The sequence below is a fragment of the Shewanella sp. 0m-8 genome (genome assembly GCF_052977265.1).
Genome location: NZ_JBRIMB010000047.1, coordinates 1 through 16,256, shown reverse-complemented (window position 1 = coordinate 16,256; position 16,256 = coordinate 1). Strand labels below are relative to the sequence as shown.

13 protein-coding genes and 1 tRNA gene are annotated in these 16,256 nt (G+C 43.1%); 7 read left to right on the top strand and 7 right to left on the bottom strand.

The window, feature by feature from the left end:
• Positions 1 to 9: 9 nt before the first annotated feature.
• Positions 10 to 912: a LysR family transcriptional regulator gene (locus tag ACVBIO_RS17610; protein ID WP_447173117.1), complete on the top strand. Its 903-nt coding sequence runs from the start codon at positions 10 to 12 to the stop codon at positions 910 to 912.
• A gap of 128 nt (positions 913 to 1,040) precedes the next feature.
• Here the strand turns inward: ACVBIO_RS17610 and ACVBIO_RS17605 are convergent, their stop codons facing one another.
• The 4 genes from ACVBIO_RS17605 to ACVBIO_RS17590 form a co-directional block, all read right to left on the bottom strand.
• Positions 1,041 to 1,982 (bottom strand): DUF4097 family beta strand repeat-containing protein, encoded by a 942-nt coding sequence (locus ACVBIO_RS17605; protein ID WP_447173116.1) that lies wholly within the window; start codon positions 1,980 to 1,982, stop codon positions 1,041 to 1,043.
• Positions 1,979 to 2,518 carry a hypothetical protein gene (locus ACVBIO_RS17600; protein WP_447160759.1) on the bottom strand — a complete coding sequence of 180 codons (540 nt, stop codon included), beginning with the start codon at positions 2,516 to 2,518 and terminating at the stop codon, positions 1,979 to 1,981. The genes ACVBIO_RS17605 and ACVBIO_RS17600 overlap by 4 nt, the downstream gene beginning before the upstream one ends.
• A complete protein-coding gene (locus tag ACVBIO_RS17595; RefSeq protein ID WP_447160772.1) occupies positions 2,511 to 3,056 on the bottom strand; it encodes an RNA polymerase sigma factor in 546 nt (181 codons plus the stop codon). Before ACVBIO_RS17595 ends, ACVBIO_RS17600 begins: the two co-directional genes overlap by 8 nt.
• A gap of 335 nt (positions 3,057 to 3,391) precedes the next feature.
• On the bottom strand, positions 3,392 to 4,339 hold the full coding sequence (locus ACVBIO_RS17590; RefSeq protein ID WP_447160760.1) for an ornithine cyclodeaminase family protein: 948 nt from the start codon (positions 4,337 to 4,339) through the stop codon (positions 3,392 to 3,394).
• Between the two features lie 238 nt (positions 4,340 to 4,577).
• Between ACVBIO_RS17590 and ACVBIO_RS17585 the strand changes: the two genes are divergently transcribed.
• The gene (locus ACVBIO_RS17585) at positions 4,578 to 6,440 is read left to right on the top strand and encodes a methyl-accepting chemotaxis protein (protein ID WP_447173115.1); all 1,863 of its coding nucleotides are present in this window, start codon (positions 4,578 to 4,580) and stop codon (positions 6,438 to 6,440) included.
• Between the two features lie 190 nt (positions 6,441 to 6,630).
• On the opposite strand, the gene ACVBIO_RS17580 is transcribed toward ACVBIO_RS17585, so the two are convergent.
• A tRNA-Phe gene (locus ACVBIO_RS17580) sits at positions 6,631 to 6,706 on the bottom strand.
• Positions 6,707 to 6,957: 251 nt separating this feature from the next.
• Here ACVBIO_RS17580 and ACVBIO_RS17575 point away from each other — a divergent pair.
• Entirely contained in the window at positions 6,958 to 9,126 is a 2,169-nt protein-coding gene (locus ACVBIO_RS17575; RefSeq protein WP_447173114.1) for an efflux RND transporter permease subunit, read from the top strand.
• 123 nt (positions 9,127 to 9,249) lie between these two features.
• Here ACVBIO_RS17575 and ACVBIO_RS17570 read toward each other — a convergent pair whose 3' ends face one another.
• Positions 9,250 to 10,011 (bottom strand): outer membrane protein assembly factor BamD, encoded by a 762-nt coding sequence (locus ACVBIO_RS17570; RefSeq protein WP_447160763.1) that lies wholly within the window; start codon positions 10,009 to 10,011, stop codon positions 9,250 to 9,252.
• A 122-nt stretch (positions 10,012 to 10,133) separates the two neighbouring features.
• On the opposite strand from ACVBIO_RS17570, the gene rluD reads away from it, so the two are divergent.
• The 4 genes from rluD to ACVBIO_RS17550 all read left to right on the top strand — a co-directional run bounded on the left by rluD (position 10,134) and on the right by ACVBIO_RS17550 (position 15,250).
• Entirely contained in the window at positions 10,134 to 11,108 is a 975-nt protein-coding gene (gene rluD, locus ACVBIO_RS17565) for a 23S rRNA pseudouridine(1911/1915/1917) synthase RluD (RefSeq protein ID WP_447160764.1), read from the top strand.
• Positions 11,105 to 11,851, top strand: a complete 747-nt coding sequence (gene pgeF, locus ACVBIO_RS17560; RefSeq protein ID WP_447160765.1) for a peptidoglycan editing factor PgeF — start codon at positions 11,105 to 11,107, stop codon at positions 11,849 to 11,851. Before rluD ends, pgeF begins: the two co-directional genes overlap by 4 nt.
• 217 nt (positions 11,852 to 12,068) lie before the next feature.
• The gene (gene clpB, locus ACVBIO_RS17555; protein ID WP_447164612.1) at positions 12,069 to 14,642 is read left to right on the top strand and encodes an ATP-dependent chaperone ClpB; all 2,574 of its coding nucleotides are present in this window, start codon (positions 12,069 to 12,071) and stop codon (positions 14,640 to 14,642) included.
• A gap of 281 nt (positions 14,643 to 14,923) precedes the next feature.
• The gene (locus ACVBIO_RS17550) at positions 14,924 to 15,250 is read left to right on the top strand and encodes a hypothetical protein (protein WP_447160767.1); all 327 of its coding nucleotides are present in this window, start codon (positions 14,924 to 14,926) and stop codon (positions 15,248 to 15,250) included.
• A gap of 57 nt (positions 15,251 to 15,307) precedes the next feature.
• Here the strand turns inward: ACVBIO_RS17550 and ACVBIO_RS17545 are convergent, their stop codons facing one another.
• Positions 15,308 to 15,811 carry a DUF4124 domain-containing protein gene (locus tag ACVBIO_RS17545; protein WP_447173113.1) on the bottom strand — a complete coding sequence of 168 codons (504 nt, stop codon included), beginning with the start codon at positions 15,809 to 15,811 and terminating at the stop codon, positions 15,308 to 15,310.
• Positions 15,812 to 16,256: the final 445 nt, after the last annotated feature.

Below are 16,256 nucleotides of genomic sequence, written 5' to 3'. Positions count from 1 at the left end.
ATGAGGTTTATGGAGCTGCGGCATATAAAACATTTTGTGGCGTTGGCTGAATTCAAGAGCTTCAGTGTTGCAGCTGATAAGCTAGCCATAACTCAGCCATCATTGACACGCAGTATCCAGAAGATGGAGCAGAACCTTGGGGTGCAGCTGTTTACTCGAGACTCAAGGCATGTAAAGTTGACCTTTCATGGGGACTTGGTGCTAAAGCATAGCGATAAGATTTTAAATGGCGTCCATCAGCTCGAGTCTGATATAAAAATTAATAGTGGTAAATCAACAGGTAAATTGGTTGTTGGTGGTGGGACTCTTGCTTCAAGTAATATATTGAGTGAGATCCTCAGCGAGTTCTCAAGGTTCTCACCATCGATAAGTGTCGAGCTGCGTACCCGAGATGTGAGTGAACTTAATGACTTACTCTCAAGGGGGGAGCTGGATTTGTTTGTTGCTGAAACGAAAGTCACTGGTTTCGATAAGCGAGAAGACTTAAACATTATTAATTATTGTAGCTCTGTGGGGGTCTTTTGCTGTCGGCCCGACCATCCACTGGTGAGAGAGCAAAATTTATATACTCCCAGATTAAAAGACTTTCCTATCGCGTTGCCTAGAGCAACAACTCACGAGCTTGAAAGTTTGTTTGGCGACCTATTTGATAGCAGTCGACATGCATTTTCTGGCTTAGTAAGGTTCGAGCTTTTCCACTCAATAAGGCAATTGCTATATAACAGCGACATGATTAGTTTATTACCAAAAGTGATTATTGACGAAGAGTTAAGTGCTGGACGTTTGGTGTTATTAAACGTGAAAGACATGCCTTACATCAGTGTGGATTATGGTGCTGTGTATTTAAAATCTCGCGGGTTAACTCCAGCTGCAAAGGAATTTATTTCATTTATAGGAACCGCTGGAAGCTAGGGCGTTAAGCTCTTGAAGTGCATTAATTATCGCTAAAAATATAGGCTGTAAGTCATGACGCTTTACAGCCTGTATTTTGCCAGCCTATAAGAAGCAAGAGGCTGTATCAATGGTGGGGCTTACCGCTATTACTTCAGTAATTCAATTTTGCCACTAATCGTCGACACGCCGAGATCTGCACGGCCATCACCCGTTTGGAATTTTAGGTAGGATTGCGGCGAATACTTTTCTTTAGTGATCTTGTCGTCAGTTAATTTGTTGCTGATCTTGCCGCCGGGGCCGCCGTTGATATCGAAACTGATATTGGTGGTATCTAGGAGTGTAATACTCATATCACCACTGACGCTGCCAAGTTTAGCTCGACGGGTTAACGCTGTCAGCGATAAGTCTACATCGCCGCTAACGGTTTTGACATTCAATGAGTCGATATTACCCAGGGCTAAAGTGGCATCACCTGAGACCGTTTCTACTGAAACCTTGCTGGCCTTTGTGTCTGCGCTGAGCTCACCACTGACGAGTTGATAGTCTAGTGAGCCACTACTTTGGCTATCTTTGATATCTCCTGATACGGTTTTAAGCTGAGTCTTCCCCGTTAAATTACGTGTAAAAATATCGCCGGATATGGTTTGTAGCAGACTTTTTTCATGTAAGTCGTTAGCCTTGATATTGCCGCTGACAGAGCTTACCTCAAGCTTGCCAACTAAGGCATTTAGCGTGTAGTTCGCCGAGACGCTTTCGGCCTCAAGCACAAGTTGCTTTGGTAGTGTGATAACTAAATCAGAGCCGTCTTTATTCTTACCATTATATTGGCGCGGCATCTTATCTTCGATCGTGACACTATTACCTTTGATTGAGAATATGAAGCCTTCACTGAGTTCGTCTAAAGTGCCTTTTATTGAGATTTCATTTTTATCCCAAGACTTAAATGTGACGCTACCACGCTGTACTTTCACTTTTACAGCAGGATTTGCTTGAACAGCTTGTTGCTGTTCAATAGCTTCTCCTGCGATAGTCATATTCGTAAATAAAACAGCGCTAGCCATTAGCGTAGTGATGAGTGTTGGTTTCATATTAATGCTCCTTGAGGTAATGGGTTAACGGGTAGCGTTTGACCTTGCTGTAATAGCTCAATCTCTTTGTGTTGAGTCCACAGCCATAGCTGCCACAGTTCCTTATCATTAGGGGATTTTTGTAGTGTTTGGTAGATCTGTTCGGCTGCCTTTCTGAGCTGCTCTATGCCTTTATCTAGGGGGACGCCTAGCTCGGTTCCTTGCCAGTTAACTAGGTGCGGTTGCTGACTAAGCTGCTGCACTTGAAGCTGATGCTGCATCTGGATCTCGGCTAAGGTAAGCTGCAATGGTGAATCACTTGGCGAGGGCAGGCTATTTTGCTGCCAAACATTCATCCCCAACAGGCCTGTGAGTAGCACTATGCAGGCAATCGCGAGGCGTTGCCATTGCTCGCTTTGCTTAATGTGAGGCTGAGCCTGCTGAAAATCGGGTTTATCGAGTTGCTTTTCAATATCGCTCCAAAGGTCTCTTTGAGGGGCGAGTTCTTGAGGAGCCAGTTTGACTAATTGTGTGAGTGTTGTTTTAACGTTATTCATTGCGGCCTCCTTTCTCTAGCGGGTTTGGGTCTATAAGCAATTCAAGTAAATGTCGAGCCCTGTGGTATTGCGCCTTGCTTGTACCTGCTGCAATGCCCATTAGTTGGCCAACTTCTTCGTGCTTATAGCCTTCTAAGGCATGTAATACAAAAACGATCCGCGCTCGCTCTGGCAATTTGAGTAATAGTTTATCTAGGTCTTCATATTCATCACTGATGCTCTGCACATCGGTGTCACTACTGACAAATCGCGACCAAAATGAGCGATGTTTCTTAAGGCTAGATAGAGCCTGATTGACGCTGAGCGTGTGCAGCCAAGTTGTAAACTGACTTTCACCGCGAAACTGAGGCAGCTTCTGCCATAGTTTGACGAAACAATCCTGGGTGGCTTCCTCTGCTAACGACACTTGACCCGTGATCCTTAAGCAAAGTGCGTATACTCGCTGGTGGTGCAGTTGATAGAGCTGCTTAAAAGCGGACTTATCACCTAACTTTGCTTTATCTATAAGTTCAGATTCTAGAAGCGGCCTTGACGCCATGACCTGTATTTGTACCGTCACTCAACTTTCCTTGTGCGCTTACGTTACTAATAAGACATAGCCAACAGATAAAAAGGTTTAAATGCAATAGAAATTATTTTTTGCTGGTCGAGATGCAAAGATAAATCTTGTTAGTTATGGCTTGAGGCTAGCTATTTTTCTGGATATAGCGGCTGGATTTAGCAAAAAAAGAGAAGCCAAGTATGCTTCTCTCAATATAGATAAACAGATAAACCGACATTGTGACGCGAGCTCAGCTTTTTTGAAGGCTAACTTAGATTTGAGAATGCTAACTTAGCACTTGGGACTGCGAGCTTTGATTTTAGAGTGCTAGCCTAGCTTAGTTTTGAGAAAACGAGCTGTGCGCCAACAAGATCTGCCAGTGCAGTACCTACGGTCTTAAACACCGTGATTTCTTCATTGCTAGTACGGCCTTTAACTTCTGCTGTGCAAAGCTGACCTAATTCGCCTTTTACATCGTCAAGGGAAAACACACCTTCTGCCACTGGGATCTGTAACTCTCCAGCCTCAGCAAATACATTGATTTTGGAATCAACAAACACCGACGATTTAGTGATTAATTGGGTATCACATTCGCGTCTATCGTGGTTGTGGTTACCGACAAAGTCAGTGTGTGTGCCAGATTGAACCCAATCACCGTTAAACAGTGGTGCTGGACTGCCGGTAGCACAGCTAATGACATCGGCCTCGCGTACACTTTTCTCTAAGTTAGAGCATAGAATGACTTCAATATCTTGGCGTTTGTTGCGGATAAGCTCAACCGTTTTGCGAGCCTTTTCTTCGCTGCGCCCCCAAATGGTAATTTGAGTGATCGGGCGCACGCTGGCATGAGCCAGTGCCATAAAAGAGGCTAAATTGCCTGTACCGCAAACCAGTAGTTTGCTGGAGTCTTCACGAGACAGGTATCGGCTACCTAGTGCAGAGATTGCAGCGGTGCGCCAATAGGTGACGCTAGTGCCGTCTACTAATGCTTGAGGCTCACCGGTCTCTCGACTAAAGACCAATATTTTAGAGTAGAGACTAGCCAGTTTAGGGTCTTTTTGTGGGTTACCAGGAAAGTAAGTAAACGCTTTTACAGCGATAGCTTTGTCATTCCATGAAGGTAAGACTGCAAAAGCGTCACTATGGCTGGCTGACTCATCTAAGCTGAAAACTTGACGTTGCGGCATACCTGCTGGGCGAGAAAATGTCTCATCTAGGGCATTGATTAAATCTGGGAAATTAAGGGATTGATGAACTGACTCTGCATTGATGACTAACATGAAAATCTCCATTTAAGTATATTTTATACTATTTGTAGGCTTTGCCTGAGTCAATGAACTTTTATGAGCTGAATTATATTTCAACTTAATAATTATATTGTTAGATATTATTTGCTGTTTTTAGGTGTTTTTGTAGCTAAATGTCCTACCTAATCAGCCGATAAAATAAAAGACAGCCTTAGGTAACTGCTATTTGATGTTTTCTAAGGGACTTAAGCTAATAAAAAAGAGATGTAACATGCTAATTCGATATAAATTAATGTTAAGTGCAGGCGTGTCTATCACTGCATTAGCGGCCATGTTTGGCCTTCAAGTTTATTTTAGCCAAGTGCAAACGGAATTAGCACAAGCTTCGCAGGATATTTCGGGGCTTAAAAATGAGATGTTAACACTACGCAAAGATGAAAAGGATTTTCTAGCAAGAAAGGATCTTAAGTACGTTGATCAGCATAAATCTGATAATCGTGATGCTCAAGCAACAGTGGTTAAGTTGACTAGTGTATTTGAAAAATACGCTATACCCGCTGCAAGTTTAACCCTTTTTAGCCAAGAACTTGCCCGTTATGAATCTGCCTTTAGCAATGTTGTGAGTCTCAATAAGCAGATAGGCTTAACGCCAAAAACAGGTTTATACGGCACGTTGCGAGGCGCTGTGCATCAGGTTGAAGGTTTAGTTGAGCAATATAATGAGCCTGAACTGATGGTGCAGATGCTGCAACTTAGGCGAGCCGAGAAAGATTTTATGCTAAGGCGTAGCGAAAGTTATGTGGGTAAATTTGATGATAACCTGCAGCAATTCCTCAATACTCTGAGCTTAGCCCAGCTTGATGAGCAAGCGAAGCAAAAGATAGCCCGCTATATCCAACAATATAGCAAAGACTTCAATACGTTAGTGCAAAAAGAGCAGCAACTCGGTCTGACCATTTCTGAAGGTGAGCGTGGACAATTGCGCCAAGCTGTCGCCAATACCGATAGGGCGCTCAATCAGCTCGAATCTTTGGCGATGGATGTGATTAGCGATAAAAAAAGCTCGGCATTTATTGTCGGACTTTCAATTGCGGTGCTGATTGCTGTGGCTCTGGCATTTGCGACCTTGATGATTATTCGCAGTATTATTGAGCCAGTTAAGCGCATTACTGAGGTGATCACTTATATCGAAGAAAATAAAGACTTATCTATGCGCTGCGATGCGAGCAGTGACGATGAGCTTGGTCAAATCGCTAGGCACTTTAACAGTATGGTAGAAAGCTTCCAGCAGCTTATCCATCAAGTGACTCAGTCTGTTGATACTATGAATGACTCTTGCCAAGATTTAGCAAGCAATGTGGCGCGCGCTTCACAAGGTGCTGAGAACCAACTGAATGAAACCGATATGGTCGCAACGGCGATTACTGAGATGGGAGCCACCATTGATGAGATTGCTAAAAACACTGAACTTGCTGCTAATAAAGCCAGTATGACTCACGACAATGCTCAAACAGGGCTGGTTGGTGTGCAACACACAATCGAAAAGATAGAGTTATTGGCGCAGCAGATCAACGAGTCGACTGATGTGGTGACAGATCTTGAAAAAGACAGCGCAACTATCGGTAACGTACTTGATGTCATTCGCGGCATTGCCGATCAAACCAATTTACTAGCATTAAACGCCGCGATTGAAGCTGCAAGAGCCGGTGAACAAGGACGTGGTTTTGCCGTGGTTGCCGATGAAGTGCGCAGTCTTGCGATGCGTACACAAGAATCAACAGAAGAGATCGCCGCGATCATACAAACCTTGCGGTCCCGCACTCACTCTATTGTGAGCTTGATGCACGCGAGTTGTGAGCAGGGCAATGCAAGCGCTGAACAAGCGGCCTCAGCTGGTAGTTTATTACAGCAAATCAACAGCGACGTAACCAATATCATGGATATGAGCACACAAATTGCGGCGGCAATTGAAGAGCAAAGCATGGTGGCTGCAGAGGTTAATCAAAATGTGGTGGTGATCCGCGATATCGCTCAGGAAACGGCAGAGGTGGCAACGCAAAACGCGAGTGCGACGGATGAGGTGCGTGAGCGTGCCGCGTATCTACGAGATGCGGTGAGTAAGTTCAAGGTATAAGGCTATGGCTTGAACATGATGATAGTAAACCTCTAGTAACTACTCTAATTACTAGGCGTTTACTTTCATCGGTCTTGAATTTTAGGCATAAAAAAACCTCGCTATGCGAGGTTTTAATGTAGCGATAATAGGTCTTAATATGCCTTGTCGCTGGTCTAGCTATTGTTGTTGCAACACCTAAACTAAATATTGGTGCCCGAACCCGGAATCGAACCAGGGACACGAGGATTTTCAATCCTCTGCTCTACCGACTGAGCTATTCGGGCAACGGGCGCTATTAAAAGGCTTTTACCGTTTTTAGTCAACCCATTTTTGAAAATAAGTGATTTTTATTGCTTGCCCGTTGAATAATTCGGCACTTAGCTTTAGAAGTAAGCAATAATCGTAAATGAATGGTTTATTGCTTAAATTGCTTAATAAGTTTGATGAAAATAGCTTTGCTGCTTTGAGTGAGCATACAAGGAAGTGACGCTTTTGAGATGCACACGACTTACAGCTATATAGAGGGAGAGTTTGATTGGGTTATCAAACGCAGATCATCTGGAATATTCAGCGACATCCAATCGTCATGTTTATCGCGATGGCGGTTTTATTGCTTCTTTCTGTGTTGGGGGCTAATCGCCTCAATCTCGATGTGGATTTTAATGACTACTTCGCGCCGTCAGATCCGCGATTTGTGGCATTCAATAACATGATGGCTAAATTTGAACGTCATGATCAACTTTGGCTGTTGTTAGAAACGCCGCAAGATTGGCGAGATAAAAAGCCACAGGCGCAATTAGCTTTGTTTCTGGATAAGCTTGATGCCAACCAAGATATCGCCAGTATCCAAGGCTATAACCAGTTTATTGATGGCACAGCCAAACAGGATAAAATTTTAGCTTATAAAGCTCACCCTCGGCTGTCCTCTGTGCTGTCTACTGATGGTCACGCGCTACTGTTAAAGTTGCAATTAACTAGTCTCAGAGCGCCTGAGTTCACTACACAGAGTTTGTGGTTAGACGATGTACTGCAAAGAGTCACTAACGATAGTCGCCATTATTGGCAACCCTTAGGGGTTAACTTTTATCTTAATGGTACTCACGCACTTAACTGGCAATATGCTCAAGTATTAAGTCATGATTTGAGCTGGTTTGCCCCAGCCTTGTTAGGCATTATCTTGTTGATGGCGGTGCTGTTTATACAGCAAAAGTCGTGGATTTTTGCGCTTATTGTTAATACTGGGGTCACATTAATATTAACCGTGGGGTTAGCGGCTTGGTTAAAACTGACGCTTGCGGTGATTACCGCTTTTGTGCCAGTGATTATAGTGACACTCGCTTTAGCTTATGCATCTCATTTGTACTTTGGTTGGCAAACCCAGATGAGCCTAGGAAAAACAAATCAGCAGGCTTTACGTTATACGGTTGAGGTTAATCAAGCGCCACTGTTTTACTCTAGCATGACGACCATCTTTGGCTTTAGCTTATTACTACTGAGCCCATCACCGCCAATCCAAAGTTTTGGCTTACTGGTTGGGTTTGCTGTGCTGTGTAATTATATTCTCAGTCTAACAAGTCTGATTTTTTTCGCTAAATATGCGGGCGCACCCAAAAGCAAACTGCTTAATTTCAATAAGGTGCTGGTGTTAGCGAAGCTCAACACTAAACAGCCGCTAGCGGTGATGCTCGGTATCGTCATTTTGAGTGCAATGGCTCTTGTTAGCGTATCGAAGCTGAGCTTAAATGATGATCCCTTAAGTTACTTTGAGCCAAGCACCCCTTTTATTGTTTCAAGTCAGAAAATGGCGCAATACTTTTCGGGGATAAATCTGCAGCATTATGTTGTCAGTGGCGTAGAGCGAAAACAGATAAATAAGACTGAGATCAGCTTTATCTATAAATTCAGCCGTTTTTTAAAACTGCAGCCACAAGTGATTAAGGTGCAGCATATCGGTGACTGGATAAAAAGTGCTGGGCTTGGGCAGAGTCAGTTTAAGCAGATCTTGGCCAGAAATAGCGTGGCACAACTGGGCTTGGCAAGTGAGTTGTCGGTTGATAAACAATCGAGCTTAATGACGCTATATTTACAACCTATGACAGCCATGGAGCTTATTGCTTTTGAGCAACGGGTCGATACCTGGTTAGCCGAAAATGCAATCGGTGTTGGTGTCAGTCCACCACTTGGGAGTAATTTGTTGTTTGCTCATCTTAGTGTCGATAATGCCAATAGTATGCTTGTCTCTTTTGCTGTCGCTTTAATTGGCTTGGCGATATTATTGAGTGTATTAAAGCGATCGTTAATTTTTGGTTTTATGGGCTTACTGCTTAACTTTTTACCTTTGTTGTGGGTATTTGCCCTATGGCAAATGAATGGTGGTTTTATCAGTTTAGGTACCGCATTGGTATTAGGAATGATGCTTGGGATCATCGTTGATGACACCTTACATTTGATGCTAAAGCTGCCTGATAGGGGAGAGATCACCACTGTTTCTATATGGGATAGTTTATCTAAGGTCTTGCCTGTTATTAGTTTTACCACCTTGACCATTACGCTCGGCTTTTCAATCGGCCTATTATCAGACTTTACGCCTATCTCTCAGTTAAGCTTGCTGTCTTGTCTCGTGGTGCTCTTTGCCTGGGGTTTTGACGTATTAATGTTACCGGTACTTTATCGGCGCTGGCTATTGAGAAAAGCTGAACACTAGTTGCTTGAAATGACAAATTTTCGTTACGGGGCTTTATTTTTCGGTACTAGTCAAATTTTGAACAAAAAAATAAGACCTCAAAAAGAGGTCTTATTTATCGTCAAATATGCATGTTCAACTGGTTTAGTTAGTGACTAACTTATTGTTAGGGAAATTAGCCTTCATCACCATGAGTGCATGATCTTTAAGCTTTTCTTGTCCAAGTTCACCATAGGCAGTAGACATGATTTCTAATGCTTTTTCAGCTGATGGGGTACCTGGATAAGTCTCCAAAACCGACTGTGCACGTACTGCAGCTGCACTCCATGCATTCATTTTTATGTAGTATTCAGCTACCTTGATCGAGTAAAGTGCCAGTCTATTTTTTAGATGCTGCATGCGTTTTTGTGCATCTGCTGCATATTTACTGTTTGGATATGACTTAATCAGTCTATCGAAATCTTTAAATGCATCTTGTGCGGCTTTAGGGTCGCGGTCAGAACGGTCGATATTTAGCATATCGTGAAACATGTATCGATCAGACTGCATATTGACTAGGCCACGCATGTAGTAAACATAATCAATATCTTTATGTGTTGGGTTTAAGCGAATAAAGCGATCGATATTCGCAATGCCTGACGCTGGATCGTCAAGTTTGTAATAAGCATAAATGAGGTCAAGCTGTACTTGAGTCTTGTGTGGACCGAATGGAAAACGCGAATCCAAGGCTTCTAGAGAACGCACAGCTTTGCTGTAATTACCTAGTTCCATCGAGGTTCTTGCTTGAGAATAAAGCATTTCCGGTGAACTTTTTGTCATCTGAGGGTCTTCGCCCTGTTTACTACTACAGGCCGTAGCTGCAAGCGTGATAAGGACTACAGCGACACTTTTGGCAATTTTATGCATACTTGAATTCGATTCTTTTAAAGTTATTGTTAAGAATTTTTCCATTTCACGATAAAATAGAAACAATCCGATTGTAACAGATAGTAAACATTTTTGGACCCAGAAAAGTGGGTACGGTTCATATGACACAAGAGATTAATCTAAAAAGCGAGATAACAGCAACACAAACCGGACAAAGATTAGACCAGACTTTGGCTGATTTGTTCCCTGACTACTCGCGTACACGTATCAAAGAATGGATTTTATCAGGTTCAGTCTTTATTGATGGCGAAGTTTCTGACAAGCCTAGAGTTAAAGTGCTAGAAGGTCAGGAAGTTACGGTTGCTGCCACGTTAGAAGAAGAAACGAAAGCTAAAGCTGAAGCTATTGATTTAGATATCATCTATGAAGATGACCATATTCTAGTTATCAATAAGCAGGCTGGCTTAGTGGTTCATCCTGGCGCAGGTAATCAAGATGGTACTTTAATGAATGCCCTGCTGCATCATTGCCCTGGTATCGAATTAGTGCCGCGTGCAGGTATTGTGCATCGTTTGGATAAAGACACCACAGGTTTGATGGTGGTGGCCAAAACGGTTGAAGCGCAAACACACTTGGTTTCTGCACTGCAGGCCCGTGAGATCACGCGTGAGTATGAAGCGATTGTGACAGGTACGATTATTGCCGGCGGCACTGTCGATGAACCAATCGATCGTCACCCGACTAAGCGTACCCATATGGCAGTTGTTCATAACGGTAAGCCTGCGATGACTCATTATCGCGTGGCGGAAAAGTTCAGAGCGCATACTCGCCTAAGATTACGTTTGGAATCTGGCCGTACGCACCAAATCCGTGTCCATATGGCACATATTGGTCATGTTTTGGTTGGTGATCCTGTTTACGCGGGTCGTCCACGTCCACCAAAAGGGGCTGCACCAGACTTTTTCGAGACTTACATGGGCTTTAAGCGTCAAGCACTGCACGCAGTTAGACTTGAGCTAGCACATCCATTTACTTGTGAAATCATGAGCTGGCAAGCACCTATCCCAGAAGATATGGTGAAGCTGACCAGAGCGTTACGTAAAGATACTGAAGAAAATCCTTTAGTTTATTCATGATAAGCAAAATAGAAAATCAAGCTTGGTTTATCCCATCTGGGGTGAGCCTGGCTTTTTCTACTAAAGAAGGTGGCGCTAGTTTGCCACCTTATGCCAGCCTGAACCTAGGGCTGCATGTTGGTGATGATCCTAACAAGGTCCTGGCCAATAGATCGCTCATTGTTGAGCAGCTAAATCTTCCCGCAAAGCCTGCCTGGCTAGAACAAACCCACAGTATTGACGTTGTCGATGCTGACAATACCCAAGTTCATCATGCCGATGCGAGTTATAGCGATAACACCGAGCAAGTTTGTGTTGTGATGACCGCCGATTGCTTACCGATATTATTGTGTGATGAGAATGGCACCGAAGTCGCCGCTGTTCATGCTGGCTGGCGCGGTTTGTGTGATGGAATTATTGAAGCTACTGTCGAAAAATTTAATCATCAACCTAATGAACTGGTTGCCTATTTAGGGCCTGCCATTGGGCCTACAGCTTTTGAAGTGGGCGCTGAAGTTAAAGCACAATTTGAAACTAAGCATCCGCAATCGAGTCAATTCTTTACTTGTCATATCAACCCGCAAGGGGAGCAAAAATATATGGCAGATATTCAAGGGTTAGCCAGCTTTAGGCTTTCACTCTTAGGTGTTGGGCGTATTTTTAAAGATCAACGCTGCACAGTTTCTGATGTAAAAAGCTTTTTCTCCTATCGTCGTGATGGCATTACGGGCCGCATGGCATCATTTATTTGGCTTAATCGCTAAATCAAACTTGATTTTGTTTAAATAGTCCCCATCTTTTAAGTAACAGATATTCTGCTCAATTGCGGAGTACCCCCTTTTTCTTGTGTGAATTTTAGTGCGAATGAATATGTACCATTGAATTGGAATGTATTAGTACGTCCAATTCAATGTCTCGAAGCAGAAACGCAATGTTCATTGCCTTTTATTTACCCAATTTTTATGAGTTATCGGAGGATTTATGCGACTCGATCGTATGACTAATAAATTCCAGATGGCGATCTCAGATGCTCAATCATTAGCACTCGGTCGAGATCATCAATTTATCGAACCATCACATTTGATGATGGCATTACTAAATCAAGATGGAGGGTCAATTCACCCTCTACTTACGCAAGCAGGGATCCAGGTGAGTACCCTGCGATCTTTATTGAGTAAGGATTTAGAGCAACGACCACAAGTTGAAGGCACTGGCGGCGACGTACAGTTATCGCAGGCATTAGTTCGTTTATTGAACCTTTGCGATAAATTGGCGCAGAAACGCAAAGACAAGTTTATCTCTAGTGAGCTATTTGTATTAGCTGCGCTAGAGGGCAACGATGCGCTAGCGCAAGCCCTGAAACAATCTGGTGCGACAAAAGAGTTAATGGAAGCGACAATCACTCAGATCCGTAATGGCCAAAATGTCGATGATCCTAACGCTGAAGATCAACGTCAAGCATTGAAGAAATTCACTGTTGATTTAACAGAGCGTGCCGAGCAGGGAAAATTAGATCCTGTGATAGGGCGTGACGATGAAATTCGTCGTACCATCCAGGTGCTGCAACGTCGTAGTAAGAATAACCCGGTACTTATTGGTGAACCGGGCGTAGGTAAAACGGCGATTGTTGAAGGGCTTGCTCAGCGGATCATTAATAATGAGGTGCCTGAAGGCATCAAAAATAAGCGTGTATTATCACTCGATATGGGCGCATTAGTGGCGGGGGCTAAATACCGTGGTGAATTTGAGGAACGTTTAAAAGCGGTACTTAATGAGTTATCTCAAGAAGAAGGACAAGTGATCCTCTTTATTGATGAGCTGCACACTATGGTTGGCGCTGGTAAATCTGATGGTGCGATGGATGCGGGTAATATGCTCAAACCTGCATTGGCTCGTGGTGACTTACATTGTGTTGGTGCAACGACGTTAGATGAGTACAGGCAATATATTGAAAAAGATGCCGCACTTGAGCGCCGTTTCCAAAAAGTATTGGTAGATGAGCCGAGTGTTGAAGACACCATCGCTATTTTGCGTGGTTTAAAAGAACGTTATGAATTGCATCATCATGTCGAAATCACCGATCCGGCAATTGTTGCGGCGGCGAGTATGTCGCACCGTTACATTTCAGATCGTAAGCTACCCGATAAAGCAATCGATCTGATTGACGAGGCCGCATCAAGCATTCGTATTCAGATTGACTCTAAGCCCGAATCATTAGATAGGCTTGAACGTCGTGCTATTCAGTTAAAACTTGAAGAGCAAGCACTAAGTAAAGAAGCTGATGAGGCGAGTTTACGTCGTCTAGAAGTGCTACGTGCGGAGCTGAAAGAGGTTGAAGCGAAAGCGTCGGAGTTAAATGAAATTTGGCGTACTGAAAAAGCGGCATTAGCAGGAACTCAGCATATTAAGGCTGATCTTGAGCAAGCGCGAATGGACTTAGAGGTTGCAAGACGTGCGGGTGACTTAACTCGTATGTCTGAGCTGCAGTACGGACGTATTCCAGAACTCGAAAAGCAGTTGGACTTAGCGGCGCAAGCTGAAATGCAGGATATGACCTTGCTACGTAATAAGGTCACAGACGTTGAGATCGCCGAAGTGCTGTCAAAGGCGACCGGTATTCCAGTGTCTAAGATGCTTGAAGGTGAACGGGATAAGTTGCTTAAGATGGAAGATGCGCTACATGAGCGTGTGATTGGCCAAAATGAAGCGGTAAATTCAGTCGCGAATGCGATTCGTCGAAGCCGCGCCGGCCTTGCCGATCCCGATCGTCCAATAGGTTCATTCCTATTTTTAGGTCCAACCGGTGTGGGTAAAACAGAGCTATGTAAGTCATTAGCAAAGTTTTTATTCGATACTGAGTCAGCTTTGGTTCGAATCGACATGTCTGAGTTTATGGAGAAGCACTCAGTGTCGCGTTTAGTTGGTGCACCTCCTGGGTATGTGGGTTATGAAGAGGGTGGCTACTTAACAGAAGCCGTCAGACGTAAGCCATACTCAGTTATTTTGCTAGATGAGGTCGAAAAAGCGCACCCTGATGTATTTAATATTTTATTACAGGTATTAGATGATGGTCGTTTGACTGATGGACAAGGGCGCACGGTAGATTTTAGAAATACCGTAGTGATCATGACCTCAAACTTAGGTTCTGATCTGATCCAGATGGGCTTCGGTACGCAAACTTATGACGAAATGAAATCTGATGTCATGCAAGTTGTCATGCAAAACTTTAGACCAGAGTTTTTGAATCGAATTGATGAAGCGGTAGTGTTCCATCCATTAGATGAGCAAAATATTGCTCATATTGCATCGATTCAAATCGAAGGTCTAAAAAAACGTCTAGCAGATAAAGACTATGGGCTTGAGATGACCGATGAAGCCTTGGCCTTGATTGCCAGAGCAGGATTTGATCCCGTTTACGGTGCAAGACCGCTTAAGCGTGCCTTACAGCAAGAAGTGGAAAATCCACTGGCACAACAAATCCTCAGTGGAAAGCTATTGCCCGGTAAGGATATTAAGGTTTCAGTCGAAGGCGACGCATTAGTCTTTAAGCAGTAGTCGGATTAGTATTAGCGACTGTACTATCAATGGTAGCGTAAAAGGCTTCAACATAAGTTGAAGCCTTTTTTGTTTGAAAAACTTTCAACAAACCCTGTTAAGTTGTGATTGTTAATGTATATTTGAACTGTGAAGGCTGTTTTTTGAGCTAAACATATTTGTTTTCAATATCTAACTTAGCCGAATTGGTAATATTTGAGTAATACATAATACTCAGGGTTAATGTTGAACCATGCATTTTGAATTTTTTGTCTTTCGATATGGACACGGAGCTGAGCATTATGAAAAAACAATTAGCCGTTATTACATTAATTTCGTTAAGTGTGATTGGCTGTTCTTCAAATTCGATTAATGAAAAAGAGTCGGTGTCAGGGCCTTATATTGGTGAAGGAAATAAAGCGTATGAAAGTCTTTATCATTATGGGTATTACCGAGGCTGTAAAAATGCTTATGTTACTGAGCGCCAGCAGACCGAGCTCTATGACTCTATAAAGAAAGACAAAGCATTGGATGGCTTACAACAATTTGATGACGGTTGGACTGCAGGGCAAGAAGCTTGTGCTGATGGGATTCCACGCTCAATGTATAATCTACAAGCTAAAAAGTAGCTGTAGATACTGAAACTGAAAACAGACTCAGTCGAGTCTGTTTTGGTTTAAACGGTACTACTTTGTACAAAAAAGCTTAACTCGTTCACGCTGCTCTGTAATCGAAGCCAGCCTTTGCTCTTCGGTCATCGCGATAACATCACCTGTTTCTTTGTTCTTTTTATTTAGCTTTGAATGAGTTGTTAGCACATTAAGACTGTGTTGAGCATTTTTACAGATTAACTTGGCTTGCTTTTGGTCTGCTTGGTTGATAGCGGCTGCTTTTCTCTCTATATCTGATGGTCCACTGCCTTGTGCGACTTTAACTAAAGGCACAACCGTACCAATGTGTTTAGGTTTAATGTCTTCACTATATAGCTTATCTGTTTCAGTCGGTGATTGAGCTTGCTCAGGTGGCTGCTGACTATAATGGGTGACACCATTATCATCGACCCAAGTGTAAATGACACTGGCCTGCACGTTGGCACCTGATAAAGTAAGCGCAATGGAGGTGCCCGTAAGTACAATAGCCAAAGTTGAAGGAGTGAGTATAGAAAGAAGCGCTTTTGTTGTTCTAATCATTTTCTATCCCTAGTAAAAATGAACTAAGTTAAATACAGTCTGTAACAATGCAATATGCTAGCTTGAATATATAATTAATACCAACATATGTCTGAGGTCGTGTAGCTCCTAAAAGAATCACCAAAATTAGATGCTCTATCATGGTGGCTAGAGAAACTTAGCAAAACTGGCCTCTTAGCTGGTTATCGCTGCTACACATTGGTCTAACTTCGATACTAATTCGATACTAGTATTCGAGGTTAACATCCGAAACTAACCTTAGTTTGGCCTGAATTATCGACAAAGTGCGGGCTTTATACTCGTTTAGTTAAGTTGTTTCATTTTTATTGTACTTTTTATCAATAAGGCCCTTGCGCTACTCCGAGATATCCCTATAATGCGCATCCACTGACACGGCACAGCAGGCCAACTAGACTAACGCTTGAGATTAGAAATAGTCGTAAAC